General features: G+C 60.9%; 24 protein-coding genes and 1 pseudogene. 22 read left to right on the forward strand and 3 right to left on the reverse strand.

What is annotated here, in order from left to right; genetic code table 11:
* The first annotated feature begins 48 nt into the window (after window positions 1-48).
* The 9 genes from cheY (at window position 49) to QQJ86_RS13450 (ending at window position 6,911) form a co-directional block, all read left to right on the forward strand.
* A complete protein-coding gene (cheY, locus tag QQJ86_RS13410) occupies window positions 49-456 on the forward strand; it encodes a chemotaxis response regulator CheY (RefSeq protein WP_284321464.1) in 408 nt (135 codons plus the stop codon).
* Window positions 453-1,097 (forward strand): protein phosphatase CheZ, encoded by a 645-nt coding sequence (locus QQJ86_RS13415; RefSeq protein WP_284321465.1) that lies wholly within the window; start codon window positions 453-455, stop codon window positions 1,095-1,097. The genes cheY and QQJ86_RS13415 overlap by 4 nt, the downstream gene beginning before the upstream one ends.
* Window positions 1,098-1,099: 2 nt before the next feature.
* Window positions 1,100-1,270, forward strand: a complete 171-nt coding sequence (locus QQJ86_RS13420; protein ID WP_284321466.1) for a hypothetical protein — start codon at window positions 1,100-1,102, stop codon at window positions 1,268-1,270.
* Complete coding sequence (locus tag QQJ86_RS13425; protein ID WP_284321467.1) at window positions 1,270-3,213, forward strand: chemotaxis protein CheA; 1,944 nt, start codon at window positions 1,270-1,272, stop codon at window positions 3,211-3,213. The genes QQJ86_RS13420 and QQJ86_RS13425 overlap by 1 nt, the downstream gene beginning before the upstream one ends.
* 163 nt (window positions 3,214-3,376) lie before the next feature.
* Entirely contained in the window at window positions 3,377-4,117 is a 741-nt protein-coding gene (locus tag QQJ86_RS13430) for a flagellar motor protein (RefSeq protein WP_284321468.1), read from the forward strand.
* Window positions 4,114-5,202 carry a flagellar motor protein MotD gene (gene motD / locus QQJ86_RS13435; RefSeq protein ID WP_284321469.1) on the forward strand — a complete coding sequence of 363 codons (1,089 nt, stop codon included), beginning with the start codon at window positions 4,114-4,116 and terminating at the stop codon, window positions 5,200-5,202. The genes QQJ86_RS13430 and motD overlap by 4 nt, the downstream gene beginning before the upstream one ends.
* A 4-nt stretch (window positions 5,203-5,206) precedes the next feature.
* Window positions 5,207-5,683, forward strand: coding sequence for a chemotaxis protein CheW (locus tag QQJ86_RS13440; RefSeq protein ID WP_284321470.1), 477 nt, complete (start codon window positions 5,207-5,209; stop codon window positions 5,681-5,683).
* 165 nt (window positions 5,684-5,848) lie between these two features.
* Window positions 5,849-6,313, forward strand: a complete 465-nt coding sequence (locus QQJ86_RS13445; protein WP_284321471.1) for a mobile mystery protein A — start codon at window positions 5,849-5,851, stop codon at window positions 6,311-6,313.
* Window positions 6,314-6,317: 4 nt separating this feature from the next.
* Complete coding sequence (locus QQJ86_RS13450) at window positions 6,318-6,911, forward strand: mobile mystery protein B (RefSeq protein WP_284321472.1); 594 nt, start codon at window positions 6,318-6,320, stop codon at window positions 6,909-6,911.
* 10 nt (window positions 6,912-6,921) lie between these two features.
* On the opposite strand, the gene QQJ86_RS13455 is transcribed toward QQJ86_RS13450, so the two are convergent.
* Window positions 6,922-7,194 (reverse strand): flagellar biosynthesis protein, encoded by a 273-nt coding sequence (locus QQJ86_RS13455; protein ID WP_284321473.1) that lies wholly within the window; start codon window positions 7,192-7,194, stop codon window positions 6,922-6,924.
* On the reverse strand, window positions 7,191-8,321 hold the full coding sequence (fliK, locus tag QQJ86_RS13460) for a flagellar hook-length control protein FliK (protein ID WP_284321474.1): 1,131 nt from the start codon (window positions 8,319-8,321) through the stop codon (window positions 7,191-7,193). The genes QQJ86_RS13455 and fliK overlap by 4 nt, the downstream gene beginning before the upstream one ends.
* A gap of 297 nt (window positions 8,322-8,618) precedes the next feature.
* Here fliK and QQJ86_RS13465 point away from each other — a divergent pair, with 297 nt between their 5' ends.
* The 13 genes and pseudogenes from QQJ86_RS13465 to QQJ86_RS13525 all read left to right on the forward strand — a co-directional run bounded on the left by QQJ86_RS13465 (window position 8,619) and on the right by QQJ86_RS13525 (window position 19,890).
* A complete protein-coding gene (locus QQJ86_RS13465; protein WP_284321475.1) occupies window positions 8,619-8,885 on the forward strand; it encodes an STAS domain-containing protein in 267 nt (88 codons plus the stop codon).
* Window positions 8,886-8,899: 14 nt separating this feature from the next.
* Window positions 8,900-9,262: a response regulator gene (locus QQJ86_RS13470; protein ID WP_192675358.1), complete on the forward strand. Its 363-nt coding sequence runs from the start codon at window positions 8,900-8,902 to the stop codon at window positions 9,260-9,262.
* Window positions 9,263-9,473: 211 nt separating this feature from the next.
* Complete coding sequence (locus QQJ86_RS13475) at window positions 9,474-11,459, forward strand: chemotaxis protein CheA (protein WP_284321476.1); 1,986 nt, start codon at window positions 9,474-9,476, stop codon at window positions 11,457-11,459.
* Between the two features lie 41 nt (window positions 11,460-11,500).
* Window positions 11,501-11,812, forward strand: a pseudogene (locus tag QQJ86_RS13480) (methyl-accepting chemotaxis protein); the annotation flags it as partial.
* Between the two features lie 253 nt (window positions 11,813-12,065).
* A complete protein-coding gene (locus tag QQJ86_RS13485) occupies window positions 12,066-12,551 on the forward strand; it encodes a chemotaxis protein CheW (RefSeq protein ID WP_284321477.1) in 486 nt (161 codons plus the stop codon).
* 13 nt (window positions 12,552-12,564) lie between these two features.
* Entirely contained in the window at window positions 12,565-14,289 is a 1,725-nt protein-coding gene (locus tag QQJ86_RS13490; protein WP_284321478.1) for a methyl-accepting chemotaxis protein, read from the forward strand.
* A 256-nt stretch (window positions 14,290-14,545) separates the two neighbouring features.
* Window positions 14,546-15,421: a CheR family methyltransferase gene (locus tag QQJ86_RS13495; protein WP_284321479.1), complete on the forward strand. Its 876-nt coding sequence runs from the start codon at window positions 14,546-14,548 to the stop codon at window positions 15,419-15,421.
* Entirely contained in the window at window positions 15,418-16,074 is a 657-nt protein-coding gene (gene cheD, locus QQJ86_RS13500; protein ID WP_284321480.1) for a chemoreceptor glutamine deamidase CheD, read from the forward strand. The genes QQJ86_RS13495 and cheD overlap by 4 nt, the downstream gene beginning before the upstream one ends.
* 40 nt (window positions 16,075-16,114) lie before the next feature.
* On the forward strand, window positions 16,115-17,212 hold the full coding sequence (locus QQJ86_RS13505) for a protein-glutamate methylesterase/protein-glutamine glutaminase (protein WP_284321481.1): 1,098 nt from the start codon (window positions 16,115-16,117) through the stop codon (window positions 17,210-17,212).
* 16 nt (window positions 17,213-17,228) lie between these two features.
* Entirely contained in the window at window positions 17,229-18,410 is a 1,182-nt protein-coding gene (locus QQJ86_RS13510) for a methyl-accepting chemotaxis protein (protein WP_284321482.1), read from the forward strand.
* Between the two features lie 12 nt (window positions 18,411-18,422).
* Entirely contained in the window at window positions 18,423-18,728 is a 306-nt protein-coding gene (locus QQJ86_RS13515; RefSeq protein WP_284321483.1) for an STAS domain-containing protein, read from the forward strand.
* A 164-nt stretch (window positions 18,729-18,892) separates the two neighbouring features.
* Entirely contained in the window at window positions 18,893-19,408 is a 516-nt protein-coding gene (locus QQJ86_RS13520) for a hypothetical protein (protein ID WP_284321484.1), read from the forward strand.
* Window positions 19,396-19,890: a hypothetical protein gene (locus QQJ86_RS13525; protein WP_284321485.1), complete on the forward strand. Its 495-nt coding sequence runs from the start codon at window positions 19,396-19,398 to the stop codon at window positions 19,888-19,890. The genes QQJ86_RS13520 and QQJ86_RS13525 overlap by 13 nt, the downstream gene beginning before the upstream one ends.
* 91 nt (window positions 19,891-19,981) lie before the next feature.
* Here the strand turns inward: QQJ86_RS13525 and QQJ86_RS13530 are convergent, their stop codons facing one another.
* Entirely contained in the window at window positions 19,982-20,344 is a 363-nt protein-coding gene (locus QQJ86_RS13530; protein WP_284321486.1) for a hypothetical protein, read from the reverse strand.
* Window positions 20,345-20,441 lie beyond the last annotated feature (97 nt).

The raw sequence follows: 20,441 nt of genomic DNA on the forward strand, positions 1-20,441 counted from the left end.
CAGCGGCGGGCGCCTCTTCCACACCATTGCTTTGCTGGAGAAAAGCGTTTGGACAAGAACATGAAAATCCTGGTGGTGGACGACTTTTCCACCATGCGGCGAATCGTTCGCAACCTGCTGGTCGAACTGGGTTTCAGTAACCCGATGATCCAGGAAGCCGACGACGGCCATAACGCCCTGGCGATGCTGAAGGCCAACGCCTTCGACATGGTGGTGACCGACTGGAACATGCCGAACATGACCGGCATCGAATTGCTGCAGGCGATCCGCGCGGAGCCCAAGCTGAAAGGCTTGCCGGTGCTGATGGTCACTGCCGAAAACAATCGCGAGCAGATCATCGCTGCCGCGCAGGCCGGCGTGAACGGCTACATCGTCAAGCCTTTTACCGCGAACACGCTCAAAGAAAAGCTGGACAAGATCTTCGAGCGCCTGGCCGCCAGTGGAGCATCCGCATGAGTGCAACTATGACCGTGGCCTTCGACGAAGGCCTTCCGCCTGAAGTGTTGGATTTGCTCAACAGCAAAGATGGCACCGCCTTCGAGCAGGCACTGGATGCGATGGTGCGTCAGCGCGAACAGCATTTGTTCCGCGCACTCGGCGTGCTCGCGCGCGATCTGCATGGTGCGGTGTCTCGTCTGGGCAGCGATCTGGCGAACGAGGGCGTGCCCGACAGCATGGCCGACGCGCGCAATCATCTGGCCGAAGTGTTGGAGATGAGTTCCAAGGCCGCGCATCGCAGCCTGGATTTTGTCGACCGTATTCGCCCGGAAGCGGAAGCGCTGTCCAACAACGCCAACGCCGTGCTGGATTTCAATAGCAGCGAAACCGATCCGGCCGCCGTGTTGGCGCGCCAGGCGCAGGTATTTGCCAGCGCGTGTTGCGAAGGCCTCAACGACATGGTGCTGGTGCAGTCCTGGCAGGACCTGGCCGGGCAGCGCGTGAAGAAAGTGGTCGGCTTCATCGAAAGCGTGGAATCGTCACTGCTGGAACTGGTGCGCCTCACCGGTGCGCTGGCCGGACGCGAAGCGCCGGTGGAAGTGGCGAAGGTGAACAGCCAGGACGAAGTGGATCGTCTGCTGAGCGAATTCGGCTTCTGAGCATGCAGATGCCGGGCCGCTCAGCTCTTCTTGCCGTCATTCCCGCGAAAGCGGGAATCCATGTTGCTTTGATGCAAAAAGCGAAAATGGATTCCCGCTTTCGCGGGAATGACGGCCAGGAGGAGATGAGCATCCCTGCAGACCGTTACCCGGACATCAAGGAAACACATTGATGGACGCCAACCTCGACAGCGAGCTGCGTGACGATTTCCTGGTCGAGGCCGGGGAATTGGTGCAACGGCTGGGCGAGCAGCTCGTCGAGCTGGAAGCCTCGCCGCACGATCGCGAGCTGCTCAATGCGGTATTCCGCGTCTTCCACACAGTGAAGGGCGGCGCGGGTTTTCTCGGCATCGAACCCATGGTGCAGCTATGCCATTGCGCAGAAGAACTGCTCAACGACGCGCGCAACGGCAAGCTGGTGTTGAATTCGACACATATGGATGCGTTGCTGGAAGCGCTGGACCTGCTCAACGTGATGATGGCAGCGCTGGCCAATGGCGACGCGATGTCGCCGCCGCCATCGGCCTTGCTGGAACGCTTGCAGCCGGTCGTCGAGACTTCTTCGCTTGCACGAGGATCTGCCAAGCCTGCGCGTTCCGCCGATCCGATCGAAGCGGAGTTCGAAGCGCTGCTCGATACCTTGTACGGACAAGGCGGTGCGCCGGGCGCAACCAAGCACATCTCCAACGACATCAACGACGACGAATTCGAAAGCCTGCTCGATACGCTGCACGGCAAAGGCAGTGCACCCGGCACGGCCAAACCTGAAGCAGCTGAAAAGAAAGAGATCAGCGACGACGAATTCGAAACGTTACTCGACAATCTGCACGGCAAAGGCAGTGCGCCGGGTCAAGTTGTTGCAGAAACGCCTGCGCCCGCACCGGCACCTGCTCCTGTTGCGGTTGCAGAGGCACGTCCCGCAACTGCGGCCAAACCGGCTGCCGAAACCACTGTACGTGTGGACACCACGCGCCTGGACGCGCTCGTCAGTCGCGCAGGCGAGCTGGTGTTGCTGCGCAATCGCCTGTTGAGTCTTGCCTCGCGCAGCGACAACGAAATGCTGGCGACGATGGCGGGCGATCTCGATCGTGTGTCCGACGATCTACAGAATGCCGTGCTGGGCATGCGCATGCAGCCGGTCGGCCGTCTATTCCAACGCTTCCCGCGCATTGTGCGCGATCTTGCACGCCAGCTCGGGAAAGACATCGAGCTGATCACCGAGGGCGAAGACACCGATCTCGACCGCAGCCTGGTCGAAGCCCTGGCTGATCCGCTGATTCACTTGTTGCGTAACGCCGTCGATCATGGTCTGGAAGATCCCGCTGGTCGCGAACGTGCCGGAAAGCCACGCAAGGGCAAAGTAAAACTCTCCGCCAGTCAGCGCGGCGAGCGCATCGTGATCTCAGTGAGCGACGATGGTCGCGGCATGGATCCGGACGTGCTCCGGCGCAAGGCGGTGGAGAAAGGCGTCATCGATGCGACGCAGGCTGCGCGCCTGTCGGAAGTCGAATGCTATGAATTGATTTTCCGTCCCGGCTTCAGCACCGCCGCGACGATCTCCGACATCTCCGGCCGCGGCGTCGGCATGGATGTGGTGAAAACACGCGTCGCTGAACTCGGCGGCACCTTGCAGGTGCATTCGCGCCTGGGTTCCGGCAGCACGCTGGAACTTACCGTGCCGCTGACGCTCGCCATCTTGCGCGTGCTAATGGTGCGTGTGGGCGACCGCCTGTTCGCGCTGCCGTTGGGCAACGTCAGCGAAGTCTTCGAACTAAGCCCGCAGCACGATCACATGCTCGATGGCCGTCGCGTCGCCGCACATCGCGGGCGTGCGCTGGTACTGGGTGATCTGGCTGATTGGGTCGGTGTGAACGGTCAGGGCGGACGCAACGTGGTGGTGCTGCATGTTGGTCATATGCATCTTGGCTGCCTGGTGCATGAAGTAATCGGTCGCGAAGATGTGATGGTGAAGCCGCTGGGTCCGCTGTTCGAAGGTGTGCCGGGTGTGGCGGGTGCGACGGTTACGGGCGACGGGCGGCTTGCACTGGTTTTGGATCTCGCTGCGTTGTCGCAAGAAGGCGGGAGCTTGCTTCCCTCTTTGAAGGTGTCGGCTTGATGAGTACCTTTGTTCGCAAGCCTCAATTTCGCGCGATGGCAAATCTTGCCTTGTCGTCATTCCCGCGAAAGCGGGAATCCATTTGCCGTGAGGCAAGAGCGAAGATGGATTCCCGCTTTCGCGGGAATGACGGCAAGAAGAATGAGCTGCGAGGGCGGGTGATATGGACGTCGTAAGCATCGTCGGCACCATCCTCGCCTTCGTCGTGCTGATCGTCGGTGCGATCCTCAAAGGCACCGACGTTTCGGCGCTGTGGAATCCGGCGGCTTTCGTGATCGTGTTCATCGGCACTATCTCTGCCTTGTTGCTGCACACACAAGGCAAGGTGCTCAAGCGCGCGGCCGGCATGTTGAAGATGGTGTACAAGCCGCCGGTGCTGCATCCGTCCGATTTGATCAGCCGTGTGATCGGTTGGAGCGAGATCTCTCGCCGCCAGGGTCTGCTCGGCCTGGAGCCGCACATCGATGCGGAAGACGATCCGCTGGTGAAAAAAGGCCTGCAATTGCTGGTCGACGGCAGTGAGCCCGAAGCAATCCGCTCAGTGCTCGAACTCGAAGTGGAAACGCGTGAGCAAGCCGACCTGCACGCAGCGAAAGTGTACGAACAAGGCGGCATCTACTCGCCGACCATGGGCATCATCGGGGCCGTGCTCGGACTGATGGCGGTGATGCGCGATCTCACCGACCCGGCCAAACTCGGCCACGGTATTGCGGCAGCGTTCGTCGCCACCATCTACGGCATCAGCCTGGCCAATCTGCTGCTGCTGCCGATCGGTGCGCGCTTGAAGGCGCTGATCACCAAGCAAACGCAGGTGCGTGAAATCCTGATCGAAGGCTTGATCTCGATCGCCGAGGGTGACAACCCGCGGCAGATCGAAAGCAAGCTGCAGGGTTATCTCGTATGAGACGCCGCCGGCACAAGCATGAGGAACATCCCAACCACGAAGCGTGGGTGATTCCGTACGCGGATCTGCTCACGTTGTTGCTGGCGCTGTTCGTCGTGCTGTATGCGATGTCCAGCGTCAACACCACCAAATACCGCGCATTGGCGCAGGCAATCTCGTCAGCATTCAACGGCTCGCGTGCGGTGATCCAGCCGGTCACGCCGAATTCGCCGCAATCGAGCGTGCCGGTGCCGACCAACAAGCCAGCACCGATTCCGCGTACGCCGCTTGCGCAGATTCTGCTGCCGGTACTTACACAGCACATTGCCACGCCCAACACGACACCGGGCACGCCATCCGACCAGAACAAGACCAAGCTCAGCGAAGAGCAACAGAATCTGGAACGCATCCGCAACCAGGTGGAACGCGCACTGCAGCCGCTGATCGACAAGAACCTGGTGGTGGTGCGACGCACGCCGACCTGGCTGGAAATCGAAATCCGCACGGACATTTTGTTCCCGAGCGGCGTCGCCACCCTGTCGCCGTCGGCCACGCAGGTGCTGACCAGCCTCGGCGACATCCTTGCGCCATTCGGCAATCCGCTGCGCGTGGAAGGCTATACCGATGACATGCCGATCAATACGGCCGTCTATCCTTCCAACTGGGAGCTTTCTGCAGCGCGCGCGGCGAGCGTGGCGCGCCTGTTCGCGGAGCACGGCGTGGATCCGGAACGTCTGGGTATCGTCGGTTGGGGGCAATACCGTCCTGCGGCCGACAATCTGAGTGCAGACGGCCGCAACAAAAACCGCCGCGTGCTGGTGGTGGTGTTGAGTGACAAGGCCGCACCGCGCCGCTTCTACACCAACAGCGATCAGATCAACCAAACCGCCGACACGCAAAGCGACACGAGCGACGGGCAGAACGCGATGACTGCGCCATCACCCGCCGTTGCCGGGCAACCCACTGCGCCTGTGGCGACGCCGCGACTCGTCGTGACGCCGCCCGCCACACTGCCTTCGACGCCCGCCATCACGCCGGTTGCCTCGCTGATCACGACGCCAGCCGAGTCGGCGCCGCATGCGAACACGCCAGACGGCAAGGGATAACGTCATGAGTCTTGTGCCCGACCTTGAAGCAATCGCACGCGAACCCTGGCTGTCATTTCAGCTGCACGGGCAGCATTACGCAGTGCTGCTCAGCCGCGTGAGCGAGGTGATCCGCGATTGCGTACCGACGCCAGTGCCCGGCGCCGCGGACGATCTGCTCGGCATCTGCCATCTGCGCGGCAACATCGTGCCGGTGATGGACGGACGCCGGCGCCTTGGCCTGGCCGGAAACTCCGCAAGCGATGCAGCTACTACGCGCATTGTCGTTTGCTCGCACGAAACACATCGCGTTGGCATACGCGTGGATGCGGTAGGCGACCTCCTGCAACCGAAACTCGAAGCGATCGAACTGCCGCCCGCGCGTTCGGGACGCGTGGACGACCCCGTGCAAGCCGTGATGGGGTGGCACGGGGGCTTCGTGGCGTTGCTCGATGTACCGAAGTTGTGCCGGTTGGACCGCGGCATCAAAGAAGCCGCCTAGGTCACAGGCCTGCTTTCGATGCTCTCTTTCGCCTGTGCTTGCGAATTCTTTTATCGGGTATAGCCGATTAAATGTTGTTTTTTTAATAGGCTTTAGCCTATTAAAATTTGAAATAGATATAGCTTATAGCCTATTATTATCGCGCCTTCTCATAGGTCATGGGCTATGAAAAAAGCAATCTCAACAGCGGCCAAGGCCAGGAAAAACCTGGACATTCGGCTTGGCGAAGGGCAAGCCCTGCGTCAGAAACTGGCGCGCCCCAATCAAGGGTGGATCCGTGCGATCCGCCAGGCGCTGGGCATGACGGCGGAACAATTGGGCCACCGCATGGGCATCACCCAGGCCACGCTAAGTGGCTTGGAGGCGTCCGAAATCAATGGCGCGATCCGGTTGGCGACGCTGCGCAAGGCGGCCGAAGCGATGAATTGCACGCTGGTCTATGCCCTCGTGCCCAACACGTCGTTGGAGGACATCGTGCAAGGCCAAGCGAGGAAGGTCGCTGCCGAACAGCTCAAGCCGGTCGAACACACCATGCTGCTGGAGAACCAGTCTCTGCACGGCGGAGTGCGCGAAGAGTTCTTGCAAAGCTATGTCGAAAACGAGATCGACTTCAGCAAGTTGTGGCGGTAGTTGCATGGCCGATCTGTTTGATGCGGATGACGGGCAGACCGAGCTGAGTTTGGAGGAGCGCAAAGGTCTTAAACCGGCATACATCACCTATCGCTCCGAATTGAATCGAGAGGAGCAGGAGAACATCCTGAAGGCGGAAAAGTGGCTATTCGCGCGACGTCTTGCCACTCCGGACCTTGTCGATCAAGGTTTCATCTGCCAGGTCCACAAGCGGATGTATGGCGACGTTTGGGATTGGGCCGGCAAGTACCGCCAGAGCGATCGCAACATCGGCGTGGATTACTACCGGATTCACCAGGAAATGCGTGTGTTCGTGGATGACGTCCGCTACTGGATCGAACATGCCATCTATCCGGCCGACGAACTTGCCGTTCGATTTCATCATCGCTTGGTGTGGATACATCCTTTCCCGAACGGCAACGGCCGTTTGTCTCGTCTGCTGGCCGATCGCTTGGTGGTGAATTTAGGCGAACCCCGATTCACCTGGGGAAGAGCGCACTTGGTCAGCGCTGGCGATGTGCGGGCTCGTTATGTGGATGCGTTACGAAAAGCCGATGCGCACGATCTTGCCGCGCTGCTTGCTTTCGCCCGGTCGTGATGATGCAAGTTCAGGCCTTGCGCGAAGCTTCGTAGATGCTCGCCAACACCGCCGCCGCTGCCGCGTACAACAACGGCGGAACGTCCGCGCTCATGCGCAGCGATACCAATAGCGCAGCGATCTGCGGATCGTGATGCAACGGCAAGCCAAGTGCATGCGCGTGGCGAAACAGATTCTCCACGTCGTGCGCGGGAACGCCGGGCGAACCGTGGTTCGCGTCGCTGCCACCAGGTAGCCGCAATACCACCTTGCGTTGAGGGGCTGGCAGTGCGGGCGCGGTCATACGGTCGCCTTCAGAAAAACGGCGCTCATGCCATTGCCGGTATGCGGCAGGCCGAATTGCACGCTCAATTGATCGAGGAATAAACCGGCGGCATCCAGACGCTGGCGTAAATCTGCGAACTGCTCTTCCAGCCGATCCACTGTTTCGCGATGCTGCGCCCATAGCCGTACCGACAGGCGCAGGCCGCGCAGCTGCAATTCGCCCACGATAGGGCCGAGCGACGGCAGGTCGAGCGAAAAGCCCATCGTCCAGTCGCGTTCGGCGTCCGGCTCGTGCTTCAGCGAAAGCTGCAATACGTCGGCGCCTTCTGGACCTTGTACGGGAATCTCCACGATCCAGTGGTTTGGATTCGCCTGTAATTGCGCTACTTCCAGACGTGCCAGCGCAGCCTGCACATCCGTGTTGAGGCGCGGCAGCAGTTCGGTGGCATCGTTGGTATTGGCCAATTCTGGCGGTAGCGGCAGACGACCTTGCGGCACCACGCCACGATAGAGCAACGGCGGGTCGACTTCGTCGTCGGCGCTTTCGCTGAGAATGGCCTGACCTTGCAGGATCGCCGTCAAGCGCAGCAGTGCGCCTTTCATATCGTCGTGCGCGGTGGTGGCGTCGTTGGACGGCGCCTGCGCGAGTTGTGCTTCCAGAAACAAGCCGCTGCGATTCATCGCCTGACGCAATCCTTCCGGCGTGGCGAGTTCGCGCGGCGTACTCATGCTGTGTTCGAGCAGCGCGAGCGCGGAACGCAGATACGGTGGCAACTGCTTGGCGATCGACCATTGGGATAGCGCATCGACCGTGGCAAGCAGCGGCGCGTAACCGTTCTGTTGCGGCAGCCGCTCGCGCAAGGCTTGATGCACGGTGCTGTCCAGATGCGAGTCGGTACCGAGAATTTCGAGCTGTGGCTGCGCGCCCACGCTGAGTACGCGCACCTGGAATTGCGGTGGCAGCTTGGTGCCCGGCGCTTCGGCCTCGACCGTGAGTCCGCCTACTTGCAGCACCAGCAAGCCTTGTTGATTCACGCCAAGCGGGCGTGCGGACAGCACGTTGCCAATGCGCCAGCCTTCGGAGCTGGCACCTGCGGCGGCACCGAGCCAGGTCAGTGCGGCAACGCTGGTTGGCTGGATGATCACGCTTGGCTCCTTGGCCCACGTCGTGCGGGTCTGGACACGGTTTCATGGGCCTTTGGGGGAAGGTATCGGCGTGCCGCTGCAGAACTTTAGGCCCGAAGTGTAGAGCGTCGCGTAGGTTGGGTTAGCGCAGCGTAACCCAACAAAATCGCTCGAAAATGTTGGGTTACGCTGCGCTAACCCAACCTACGAAATCCGGCCCTAAAGCTGCCCCTTGCCGCGCCGATAAAGCTCACAACAGACCAACCCAGCGAGGCATCTGCCATGGGCGCCAAAAGCAAAAGCGAAACGCGGGTAAGCATGCCTGCTGACTGCCGCATGGCCGATGTCGGCGAACTGCACACACAACTGAAGAGTGCGCTGGGCGGTTCGCAGATCGTGCTGGACGGTACCACGGTGGATCGCGTCGATACCGCGGCCCTGCAGTTGCTGGTGGTGTTTCAGCACGAGGCCCGCAAACGGGAGCGTCAGGTGCAATGGGCGGGCGTGAGCGCGCCGCTGTACGACGCGGCGAGCCAGCTTGGTCTTGCAGAAGCATTGGCATTGCCGGCCAAGAAGCCGGCCTGAACTCGAGGTGGAAGATGGCAAAGATTCTTGCAGTGGACGATTCGGCGTCGATGCGCGGCATGGTGGCATTTACGCTACGCAGCGCGGGTTATGAAGTGAGCGAAGCAGAAAACGGACAGATGGCGCTGGATACGGCTTCGTCGTCGAAGTTCGACCTGGTGCTGGCCGACGTCAACATGCCGGTGATGGATGGCATCAGCATGGTGCGCGAGCTGCGCACGCGTGCCGAATACAAAGGCGTGCCGATTCTGATGCTGACCACCGAATCCAACACGGACAAGAAGATGGAAGGCAAAGCGGCGGGTGCGACGGGTTGGCTGGTGAAGCCGTTTGATCCGGAGCAGTTGCTGGCGACGGTGAAGCGTGTGCTTGGTTGAGTATCCCCCGCTCACGTTGGAATCGTAAGTGTTCCTAGTCGTCATTCCCGCGAAAGCGGAGGCGCTTTTCAACAGCGAAAGCTGGTCAATCCATCTTCGCCTTTTGCTTCAGAGCAAAATGGATTGACCAGCTTTCGCTGTTGAAAAGCGCCTCCGCTTTCGCGGGAATGACGGCACGGTGATATGAGATATCTGTAGGACTTTCTATCTTATGAGCAGCATCAGCATCGCCCAATTCCACAAAGTCTTCTTCGAAGAAAGCCTCGAAGGACTCGATGCCATGGAATCGGCGCTGCTAGCGCTCGACGACGGTGGCGATGCCGAACTGGTGCACAGCATTTTCCGTGCAGCGCATTCGATCAAAGGCGGTTCGGCCACGTTCGGTTTTCCGGACATGGCGGCGCTCACGCATGAAGCCGAATCGCTGCTTGATCAGGTGCGCGATGGCCGCCGTGCGATCGACAAGTCGATCATCGAACTGATGTTGCGCACGGTGGACTGCCTGCGCGGCATGTTCGACCGTGCGCAAAGCGGCCAGCCTTTGGCTGACGCAGACAGCGAAAACCTGAAGCAGCAGCTTGCTGCGGCGGTAGGACACAACACGCCTGCCGCGGCGGCCAAAATTGCAGCAAAACCGGCCGCTTCCAGCGGCTGGATCATTCACTTCCGTCCCCACGCTGGCATGTTGGCCGGCGGCAACGACCCGTTGCGTCTGTTGCGTGAACTGGCTGCGCTCGGTCAGCTGGTCGTCGAGGCACAGTTGGATCGTGTGCCCACGCTGGATGCACTCGACCCGTCCGAATGCCACCTGGGCTGGCGTATCGAACTGACCGGTGCGGTCAGCCAGGACGCCATCAAAACGGTGTTCGAATGGGTCGAGGACGAATGCGATCTCACTATCGAGCCGCTCGTTGTTGCTGCGCCACCGCCCGCACCCGCGGTCGAAGCTGTTGCAGCGCCGGCTGCCGGTGCGGGCGGCGCGGCGGGAACCGCGCGCAATGCTGCAGCAAGCAGTAACGATGCCGGCTCCGTGCGCGTGGCGATCGACAAGATCGACGGTCTGATCGATTTGGTTGGCGAGTTGGTGATCACACAAGCCATGCTCGATCAGTTCCGCGAAGATTTCGACGCTTCACGCTTGGCGCTGCTGCAGCATGGCTTGGCGCAGCTTGCACGCCACACCCGCTCGCTGCAGGAAAGCGTGATGGGCATACGCATGTTACCGATCGGTTCGGTGTTCAACCGTTTTCCGCGCCTGGTGCGCGATCTCAGCCAGAAGCTGGGCAAGCAGGTGAAGCTGGATCTGGTCGGCGAACACACCGAACTCGACAAGACCGTGCTGGAAAAAATCGGTGATCCGCTGGTGCATCTGGTGCGCAATGCGATCGACCATGGCTTGGAAATGCCAGACAAACGTCGCGCCGCCGGCAAGAACGAAGTGGGCACGCTGCGCCTGGAAGCGTTCCATCGCGGCGGTTCCATCGTGGTGGAAATTTCCGATGACGGCGCCGGCCTCAATCGCGAAGCGATCGTCGCAAAGGCTTTGCAAAAAGGCTTGATCAAGAGCGGCGAAGGATTGAGCGACGAAGCAGTTGGAGAGCTGATTTTCCAGCCGGGTTTTTCGACCGCGGCAGTGACCACGGATCTATCTGGCCGTGGTGTCGGCATGGACGTGGTTCGCCGCAACGTGGTGGATCTGGGTGGCAACGTGGCCATCAAGAGCCGCGCGGGGCAGGGCACGACCTTCACCATCACCTTGCCGCTGACGTTGGCGATCATCGACGGATTGCGCGCGGCCGTGGGCGGTGAGTGCTACATCGTGCCGCTGGTGTCGATCGTGGAATCGGTGCAGTTACCCGCCGATGCGGTACGTAGCGTGACCGGCGGCGGCGAGTTGTTCCGCTTCCGCGGCGAATACCTGCCGATCGTGCGCTTGCATCAGCAATTCGGTTGCGCGGATGCGCGGCAGCAGATCGAAGAAGGTCTGGTGATCGTGGTTGAAGCAGACGGTACGCAGATCGGCTTGTTCGTCGATGAACTGGTCGGCCAGCAGCAAGCGGTCGTGAAGTCGTTGGAAGCCAATTACCGGCGTGTCGACGGTATTTCCGGCGCCACCATTCTCGCCGACGGCTCGGTGGCCCTGATCGTCGACGTGGCCGGATTGATTCGTTTGCAGTCGCGACGCAAGGCAGCTTAGTCGATGGAGAAAATGACTTCCATGGTGAAGCAGAGTGCGGAGCGCTGGCCGGGATCATCGCCAGTGTGAAAAAGGTCGTCGACATCGTGGACGATATCGCTGCGGCCGGTCAGGAGCGATCCGGCGGCATCAAGCAGGTGAATCGCGCGGTGATGCAGATGGATGAGGCTACCAAGCAGAACGCCGCCTTGGTCGAGGAAGCCGCTGCAGCTGCTCGCGCCATGCAGGAGCAGGCGGATCGGTTACATGCGCAGATGGAGTATTTCCGGGTGCATGGGGTAGTGCATGCCGCGGCGAAGGGTATCTCTGCGCGTAAGCCGATCGTTGGCGCGTTGGCCGCCATCGCCGAATAGGCCGCATATTCAATCTTGCCTCAACGCGCGCCCTCTCCCCTTCGGGGAGAGGGCTGGGGTGAGGGGCCAATCTTGCGGTAAACCAACTTCAGAGCAGTGCTTCGATGCGGGGGCGGCGCGAGGTTTCCCCCTCACCTCAATCCTCTCCCCGTGGGGGAGAGGAAGCAGGAAGGAATCTCAAGTTTTCCCCCCGCCCGCCGATTTATCTCTCGAACCGGAGCGCCACTTGGCCGCTCCCACGACGAGGCGAAACATGTCCGATCAAGTGCAATACCTCACCGTGAACCTCGCGCACGAGGAATACGGCGTCGACATTCTGGCCGTGCGCGAAATCCGTGGTTGGACACCCGTGACGCGCATTCCGCAGTCACCGCACTATGTGCTCGGCGTGTTGAATCTGCGTGGTGCGATCGTGCCGGTGATCGATTTGCGCTTGCGCTTCGGCCTCACTCGCGAGGACTACAACGCCACCACCGTCACCGTGATCATCACCGTGGCCGGACGCCAGTTCGGCGTTGTTGTGGATGCCGTATCCGACGTGCTCGACGTGGCGGGCGATGCGATCCGTCCCGTGCCCGACATGGGCACCACGGTGGATACCGAATACCTGAAAGGATTGACCTCGGTCGGCGACCGCATGGTGTTGCTGCTCGACGCAGACAAGCTGCTGCAACCGCAGGACGCGCAGATGCTCGACGCCGCTCTTGATGCAGCCGGCAATGTGAAAGCCGTAGCCTGAAGGAATAACACCCATGAAATTGCGTTTCTCGACATTCAAGTTCAAATCACTCACTGTGCGGGCGCGGCTGATCATGCTGGTCGGCCTGCTCGGCTTCATGCTGCTGGCTGGTGCGGCCATCGGGCTGTATTCGATGTCGCAGCAGAACGCTGGCACGCAGCGCATCTACGAATCCGAATTGGTGCCCACCCAGTACCTGGACATCGTGCGCAGCGATTCGCTCAAGTCGTTCCTCACCATGAGCGAGGCCGCCGCGCTGGTCGGCAAGCCCGATCAGGTGAAGCAGAAGATGGCGGAGTTCGACCGCTATCAGGCAGAAATGAATGACTACAAGCAACGCTTCAGCAAATTGGAGATGACTCCAGCGGTAGCCGCGGCAAACAAGGAATGGCATTCCACCGACAAGGACTATGAGCAGGCCAAGCAGGACGTGCTCGATGCCATCAAGCAAGCCGATGCCGGCGCTTCCGACCTGGTGGAAATGGAGCTGCGTCCGCTGCTGATGCAACGCCAGGATGCACTGGCCAAGCTGGTGAAAGTGCAGAGCGACGAAGCCGGCCAGATCTTTGCCGACCAGATCAAGAGCTATCAGCGCGTTCGCATGATCACGTTGATCGCGCTGATTGCCGGTCTGTTGTTCGCGCTGCTGCGTTCCACTTTACTGATCCGTTCGATCTCGCACGCGCTGAACTATGCGATGAAGGTCGCCAATGAAATCGCTGGCGGCAAGCTGGGCCACGCGATCGAAGTGAAGGGTACGGACGAACTGGCGCAACTGCTGGGTGCCTTGCGCACGATGGATCAGCGCCTGGTGGATATCGTCTCCGAAGTGCGCAATGGCTCCGATGCGGTGAGCACGGCCGCACAGCAGATTGCACGCGGCAACGACGATCTCAGCCAGCGCACGCAGGAGCAGGCTTCCAGCCTGGAAGAAACCGCTTCGTCGATGGAGGAAATGACCTCCACCGTGAAGCAGAACGCCGAAAACGCCAGTCACGCCAACCAGCTTGCCCGCGGTGCGCGCGAGCAGGCCGAACGCGGCGGTGAAGTCGCGGCGCAGGCCGTGACCGCCATGCGCGAGATCAATTCATCCAGTCGCAAGATTTCCGACATCGTCAGCCTGATCGACGAGATCGCTTTCCAGACCAACCTGCTGGCGTTGAATGCTGCAGTGGAAGCGGCACGTGCCGGTGAGCAGGGTCGCGGCTTCGCAGTGGTTGCCACTGAAGTACGCAACCTTGCGCAGCGCAGCGCGGGTGCGGCGAAGGAAATCAAGCTGCTGATCAACGACAGTGCCGAAAAAGTGCGCGCGGGTTCGGAGCTGGTCGATCAATCCGGCAAGGCGCTGGCGGATATCGTCGACAGCGTGAAGAAGGTTACCGACATCGTGGCCGAGATCGCCGCGGCCAGCCAGGAACAATCGGCCGGCATCGATCAGGTCAACCACGCCGTGTCGCAGATGGACGAGATGACGCAGCAGAACGCCGCCCTGGTGGAAGAGGCTTCCGCCGCCGCGCGTGCCATGCATGAGCAAGCTGGTGAGCTGTCGCGGCAGGTGGGCTTCTTCCGCATGAGCGACGAAGCGGCTGCGCCGGTCGCTGCTAAGCCGAAGGCGGCGGAGATCCTTGCTGAAACGGAAGCGGTGTTTGCAGCCGTGCGTCAGTCCGCGGCGCCCGTCGCACCGCAGCGTCGCAGTGTGCCGGCGACGGCCGACGCCGATGTGTGGAAGGAATTCTGAGATCGCATTGCGCCCTCTCCCGCTTGCAGGCGAGGGCGAACAGAGAAAAGCGGTATGAAAGTTGTCATGGCTGCTTGGGAGAGCAACCACAGGGGAATGGCATCTACGCAGCAGGAACGCATGCACCACGAATGCTGGAGCGAAGCGATTCGTTCCCATAACGATACGGGGTAAACGTCGTGATACTGGTTGGCCGTGCCATTTTTCTCAATGTGATCGCTACGCCGCACGCGAACGGACGCATGGAGTCGCGGACATGAATACGGCAACTGCCTCGAATTTCGGTGTCGCGGCGAGCGCGGGCGGTCCGTTGCTCGGCGATGCGGAGTTCCAGTTTCTGCGCGATTTCGTCTATCGCCACTGCGGCATCGCGCTGAGCGAACAGAAGCGTCAGTTGGTACAAGGTCGCTTGCTGCGGCGCTTGCGCGCGCTGGGATTGAAGGAATTCGCCAGCTATTGCGAATTGCTGCGTAAAGATCCCGCTGGCGAGTTGGGTGAACTGGCCAGTGCGATCAGCACCAACGTCACGTCGTTTTTCCGCGAGATGCACCACTATGATCTGCTGGTGGAGCAACTGTTGCCGCGTTGGTTGGAAGAAAAGAAAGGCGGCGGACGATTGCGCATTTGGTCCGCCGGCTGCGCCACCGGCGAAGAACCCTACGCACTGGCGATGGTGCTGGCCGAAGCGCTGGAGCGCACCGGCAGCAAGGTCGATGCGCGCATTCTTGCCACCGATCTTTCGCCACAGGCGCTGGAACACGCGTGTGCCGGTATGTATGCATTGGATCGCATGGGTGGCATTAGCGATGAGCGCCGTCGCCGCTGGTTCCTGCGCGGCGAGGGGCGTTACGAAGGTTACGCCTGTGTGCATCAGCGCCTGCGTGAGCTGGTTGCTATCCAGCCGCTCAATCTGTTGCACGACTGGCCCATGCGTGGGCCGTTTGACGCCATTTTCTGCCGCAATGTAGTGATCTATTTCGACAAGCCGACCAAACAGCGTCTGTTCGATCGCTACGCCGGCTTGCTTGAGCCGGGCGGCTATCTGTTTCTGGGCCATTCCGAATCGATGCACGGTCTCAGTGATGCGTTCGACTTGGTCGGGCGCACGGTCTATCGGAAGCGCGTGTCATGACGGCCCTGGTTCGTGGCATCGCCGTTGCGCCTAATCCCAGCGCGCCCGTTCTGCCTGGTTTCGAGCACATGCGTCGATTCTGGGATCCCACCCACGGCTGCATGACGGTGAAGGTGCTGCCCGGCGAGTTCTACGTGAGCACGCAGGAGGAAATGATCTCCACCGTGCTCGGCTCCTGCGTGTCCGCCTGCGTTCGCGATGCGGATCGTGGCGTCGGTGGCATGAACCATTTCATGCTGCCCGAGCCGATGAGCGGCGAGCGCAATGATTGGTCATTGGCAGTAGGTCGCGCAGCACGTTACGGCAGCGACGCGATGGAGCAGTTGATCAATGCGGTGCTGAAGGCCGGCGGCAGGCGTGAATCGCTGACCGTCAAGATCTTCGGCGGTGGCCGCGTGCTGGCGCAGATGACCGATGTGGGCCAGCGCAATATCGCCTTCGTGAAGCGCTATCTGGAAACCGAGCGGCTGCCGATCATGGCCGAGGACGTGGGCGACATCTACCCACGCCAGCTGCAGTTTTTCCCGGCCAGCGGACGGGTTCGCGTCAGGCAGCTGCGCAGCCAGCGCGATGCGGAATTGGCGGCCAACGAGCAACGCTACCTCAAGCGTTTGGCGAATGATCCGATAAAGGGAGAGGTGGAGCTGTTCTAACAGCACTTCCTCCGTAGAAGCACAAAGCGAGAAAGCGGTAATGGAAAAAGTCCGTGTCCTGGTTGTCGACGATTCCGCCCTGGTGCGGAAGTTGCTGTCTGCCATGCTCGATTCCGATCCTGGGATCGAGGTCGTCGGTGTCGCCGCCGACCCGTTGATCGCGCGCGACAAGATCAAACAGCTCAGTCCCGACGTGCTGACGCTGGACGTGGAAATGCCGCGCATGGACGGGCTGACTTTTCTCGAAAATCTCATGCGCCTGCGTCCCATGCCGGTTGTGATGGTGTCGTCGCTGACGGAGCGTGGTGCGGAAGTGACGCTGCGTGCGTTGGAGATCGGTGCGGTGGATTTCTTCACCAAACCGTCGAGCGACCTGGCCAATTGCTTTGCCGAAAGCGCGCAGGAAATCTGCATGAAGGTAAAGCTGGCGGCGCGCACGCGTCCGCGGCCCTACACGCAAGTGCAGAAGATCGACGTGCCGCCACGGTTTTCCGCAGACGCGGTCTTGCCGCGTTCGCAGTCGCCTGGCACGCGCGGCAGCCAGCGCATCATCGCGGTGGGCGCATCCACCGGCGGTACCGAAGCCATTCGCGTTTTGCTGGAAGCGATGCCGCCGGATGCACCGCCGATCGTGATCACGCAGCACATTCCTGCCGCTTTCAGCGGTCCGTTTGCGGTGCGCATGAACAATTGCTCGGCCATGCGCGTGTGCGAAGCGCGCGACGGTCAGCCGATCCAGCCGGGGCACGTGTACATCGCGCCAGGCGGCGAACACTTGCTGGTGATGTGGGATGGCGCCAAGCACGTGTGCCGCCTGCACGATGGCCCACAGGTGAATCGCCACAAGCCCAGCGTGGATGTGTTGTTTCGCTCCACGGCCGCGAGCATAGGCGCTGCTGCCATCGGCGTGTTGCTCACTGGCATGGGTGATGACGGTGCGCGCGGCTTGCTGGAAATGCGCGAGACCTGCGCACCGACGCTGGTGCAGGACGAAGACAGCTCCGTGGTATGGGGCATGCCGGGCGCCGCGTGGAAACTCGGTGCCGCCGACGAGAAATTGCCGCTCGAAAACATTGCCGCGCGCTTGCTGATGCTCGCGCAACAACCCATTGCCGCCGCACGGCGCGCCGTATCCTGACGTATCGGAATCGCTTATGTCCGCTATCTTGCCCACCTCTGCTCCACGCCCTTTCATCGGCATCGGTGCAAGCCTCGTTGCCTTGCTGTTGTGCCTCATCTGGGATCCGATGTGGCTGGCGCCGGTGCTGATCACCGTGCTCTGTGCGGTGTGGATCTTCGAATGCCGCCGCCTTTCCGCCGCCACAGTGGTGGAAGTGGTGCCCGAGCCGGATCACGCACCGGTGCGCGAAGCACTGGAAGACGTGCGCGGCGCCTTGGTCGATGAACTCGGCCATGCCTCGCGCGAACTGCATCAAGCGCTGGATTTGCTCCGCGATGCGGTGTCGGAACTCGGCGGCGGCTTCGACGGCCTGTCGCAGAAGACCGGCATGCAGCAATCGCTGCTGAAACAGATCATCGACGTGCAAAACGGCGGCGTCTCCGTGCAGGACTTCGCCGCGCGCACCGGCGACCTGCTGGAGCACTTCGTGGGCCTGATCGTGCAGCTTTCGCGTGAGAGCTTGCGCATCGTCTATCGCATCGACGGCATGTCGAAAGAAATGGATGCGGTGTTCACGCTGTTGAAGAACGTCAACACCATCGCCGAGGAAACCAATCTGCTGGCGCTCAATGCGGCAATCGAAGCCGCGCGTGCAGGCGAGGCGGGCCGCGGTTTTGCAGTGGTGGCCGGTGAGATCCGGAATCTCGCCAGTCATTCCAATCAGTTCAACGAACAGATCGGCAGTCACGTGGAGCGTGCACGCATCGCTATGGAACAAGTGCGTGGCCTGGTCGGTGAACTTGCTTCGCAGGATCTGAACGTGGCGCTGTCCGCCAAGGGCGGCATCGATGCCATGATGGCGCACGTCACCGAAAGCGATGCACGCACCAGCGCCGTGGCTGATCAAGTGGTGGAAATCAACCGCGGCCTCGGCAACGACGTCTCCACCACCATCCGTTCGCTGCAGTTCGAAGACATCCTGAGCCAGTTGCTCAACCAGACACGCATGCGCTTGGTGGAACTGCAGGGTGTTGCGGCAGAAACCACGCGCGATATCGAAACACTGGCCTGCGAAGCCTTCGACGCGCAGGTATTGCGTCAGCATTCCGAACGCGTGCGCGAGCGACTGGCGCTGCAGCGTGAAAAGGCCCGTATCCGTTCGCGTGGTCCTGCTTTGCAGAACACGATGGATGCTGGCGAGATCGAATTGTTCTAAGGAGTCGACGTTATGAGTCTCAACGTTCAACATGACACCGAGCAGGACTGCCTCACCCTACAACTCGGTAATCACTTCGACTTCAGCGTGCATCGCTATTTCCACGAAGCATGCCTGGGCGCACGCAAACCATCGCGCAGCTACGTGATCGATCTGGGCGAAGTGGAAAGCATGGACAGCTCCGCACTGGGCATGCTGCTGCTGCTGCGCGAACACGCCGGTGGCGATCGGGCTGAGATCCGTATCGTCAATGCCAATAGTGCGTTGCGCGGTACGCTGCGGGTGGCGGGGTTCGATAAGTTGTTTACGTTGCACTGATGTGACATGGCGCATCGACATGCGCCGATGCGCACGGTCTTGCACAGGGAGCGGGGTTATCGGATAGAGTTGTAGGCCTGCATAACGTGAAGGACCATGAGATGTGCTGGCAGCTTGTTAGATCAGGCGCGGTGAAGGGATGCTTGGTTGTCTGGAGCGCGGCGTTGACGGCATGCGCTCTGGCATCGCCCAGTCCCGAATCCTCCTTTCATACTTTGTCCCCGGCGCAATGCGCGCCGCCGTCCAAAGCAGGTTACAACGGACCGCTGGCGGCAACGTGGGATACCTATAAACCCTATGTCAGGGCGTGCCCGCTAACGTCGGCGAAAGCGCCGGCCAAGCTATGGTTGCTGACGGTATTCGCGCAGCCTTATCTGGATGATCATCCTGCTGAAACGGCGTGGCCGAATTTTCCTCGCCCGCTGCTCGTCACCGCCGACGGTCATTGCTTGGCGCGTTTGCCGGAACTGTTTCCATTCGACGAACCGCGCACCCTGAGCTTGCGCTATGGGTCGCCGCTTGATGGCATGCCAGCCGAAATTCGCGTGCACGTCAGCAACCCGGCTGTAGGTGGGGATTACGACTTGCCTGTATTGCATTGGATGCCCGCGCAGCATGCCTACATCGCGCAGAACAATACCGACGAATACACCAAGGACGATATGACATGCCGGAATTGAAAACGGTACTGGAAGCCGCTTACAACATGCCTGACTCGCTGCGCTCATGCAGCAATTTCGTCTGGCACGTGATTCAAGCCTATGTGCCGGATCAGCCTTACATGGTCGCCAACGATCTGGTGAAGTTTCTGGCGCGCAGTGCTGACTGGGAAGAGCTGGATGCTAACGACAGTCGCACGATGGCCGATCTCGCCAAGGCGGGGGCGGTGGTGGTGGGAGGCAGCGAGGATCATCCCAACGGGCACGTGCTCGTGGTGTATCCGGGGGATGTGAAAGAGTCTGGCGGCTACGCTTATTCGTCCAACGGCAAGACGCTGATCATGCGCTCGCATGGGCTGTATGCGCGTTCCATGTCGCGTGCGCTGGGAAGTTGGCCGGGTGCCAAGAGCGATGGCGACAAGACAGTGTGGGATGCCTGGGCCGGGCCGAAATTCAGCAAAGTCCGCTTCTGGGTGCTCAAGTCCACCAAGCCACCGAAATAGCCGGTTGCGTTTCGCTGTTACACAAAAAAACCGACGGTGTGGGCTAACACCGTCGGCAGGTTCACACGCAAGTTGTAATGCTTGAAATGGCTTACCAGGCTTTCACGTCGACCACGCTGAGCGAGTAACTCTGCATGTCCGACTGATAATGCAGCAGGCGGCCCATGTCGAAATCCACCGACTGCCCGGGGCTGATGTTGGTGGTGCCGGCAGGCCAGCCCATCTTGGAAGCCAGCACGTTGCCGGAGCCGTCTTTCGCATCGAGGCGCACTTGCGCAGCAGCGGCTGCGGCGCAGTTGTTGACCAGCTTGCCCTTCACGCTCAGACGAGTAGCGATGCCGCTACCGACCGCAGCAACTTTGACGTCCTGGATCGCGAAGTCGGTCGCTGCACAGGCGGCATGGGCGGCGATGGGAGCGACCAGCAGCAAGGTCGCGGCGAGTACGGTTCTCATGTGTCAGTCCTCAGGGTCGGATCGCCAGGAGCACGGCTTGTAATCCCTATCGGCCTGAGTGGGACGAAACTTTAGAGATGTTCGGATTCAGCCCGCG

The organism is Dyella acidisoli (genome assembly GCF_030160295.1).
GTDB classification, from domain to species: domain Bacteria; phylum Pseudomonadota; class Gammaproteobacteria; order Xanthomonadales; family Rhodanobacteraceae; genus Dyella_B; species Dyella_B acidisoli.

Bases quoted from the DNA above. Each gene is read 5' to 3' on its own strand.
- QQJ86_RS13415 (WP_284321465.1), top strand. From the start codon at position 453: ATGAGTGCAACTATGACCGTGGCCTTCGACGAAGGCCTTCCGCCTGAA.
- QQJ86_RS13420 (WP_284321466.1), top strand. From the start codon at position 1,100: ATGCAGATGCCGGGCCGCTCAGCTCTTCTTGCCGTCATTCCCGCGAAA.
- QQJ86_RS13425 (WP_284321467.1), top strand. From the start codon at position 1,270: ATGGACGCCAACCTCGACAGCGAGCTGCGTGACGATTTCCTGGTCGAG.
- QQJ86_RS13430 (WP_284321468.1), top strand. From the start codon at position 3,377: ATGGACGTCGTAAGCATCGTCGGCACCATCCTCGCCTTCGTCGTGCTG.
- motD (WP_284321469.1), top strand. From the start codon at position 4,114: ATGAGACGCCGCCGGCACAAGCATGAGGAACATCCCAACCACGAAGCG.
- QQJ86_RS13440 (WP_284321470.1), top strand. From the start codon at position 5,207: ATGAGTCTTGTGCCCGACCTTGAAGCAATCGCACGCGAACCCTGGCTG.
- QQJ86_RS13445 (WP_284321471.1), top strand. From the start codon at position 5,849: ATGAAAAAAGCAATCTCAACAGCGGCCAAGGCCAGGAAAAACCTGGAC.
- QQJ86_RS13450 (WP_284321472.1), top strand. From the start codon at position 6,318: ATGGCCGATCTGTTTGATGCGGATGACGGGCAGACCGAGCTGAGTTTG.
- QQJ86_RS13455 (WP_284321473.1), bottom strand. From the start codon at position 7,194: ATGACCGCGCCCGCACTGCCAGCCCCTCAACGCAAGGTGGTATTGCGG.
- QQJ86_RS13465 (WP_284321475.1), top strand. From the start codon at position 8,619: ATGCCTGCTGACTGCCGCATGGCCGATGTCGGCGAACTGCACACACAA.
- QQJ86_RS13470 (WP_192675358.1), top strand. From the start codon at position 8,900: ATGGCAAAGATTCTTGCAGTGGACGATTCGGCGTCGATGCGCGGCATG.
- QQJ86_RS13475 (WP_284321476.1), top strand. From the start codon at position 9,474: ATGAGCAGCATCAGCATCGCCCAATTCCACAAAGTCTTCTTCGAAGAA.
- QQJ86_RS13485 (WP_284321477.1), top strand. From the start codon at position 12,066: ATGTCCGATCAAGTGCAATACCTCACCGTGAACCTCGCGCACGAGGAA.
- QQJ86_RS13490 (WP_284321478.1), top strand. From the start codon at position 12,565: ATGAAATTGCGTTTCTCGACATTCAAGTTCAAATCACTCACTGTGCGG.
- QQJ86_RS13495 (WP_284321479.1), top strand. From the start codon at position 14,546: ATGAATACGGCAACTGCCTCGAATTTCGGTGTCGCGGCGAGCGCGGGC.
- cheD (WP_284321480.1), top strand. From the start codon at position 15,418: ATGACGGCCCTGGTTCGTGGCATCGCCGTTGCGCCTAATCCCAGCGCG.
- QQJ86_RS13505 (WP_284321481.1), top strand. From the start codon at position 16,115: ATGGAAAAAGTCCGTGTCCTGGTTGTCGACGATTCCGCCCTGGTGCGG.
- QQJ86_RS13510 (WP_284321482.1), top strand. From the start codon at position 17,229: ATGTCCGCTATCTTGCCCACCTCTGCTCCACGCCCTTTCATCGGCATC.
- QQJ86_RS13515 (WP_284321483.1), top strand. From the start codon at position 18,423: ATGAGTCTCAACGTTCAACATGACACCGAGCAGGACTGCCTCACCCTA.
- QQJ86_RS13525 (WP_284321485.1), top strand. From the start codon at position 19,396: ATGCCGGAATTGAAAACGGTACTGGAAGCCGCTTACAACATGCCTGAC.
- QQJ86_RS13530 (WP_284321486.1), bottom strand. From the start codon at position 20,344: ATGAGAACCGTACTCGCCGCGACCTTGCTGCTGGTCGCTCCCATCGCC.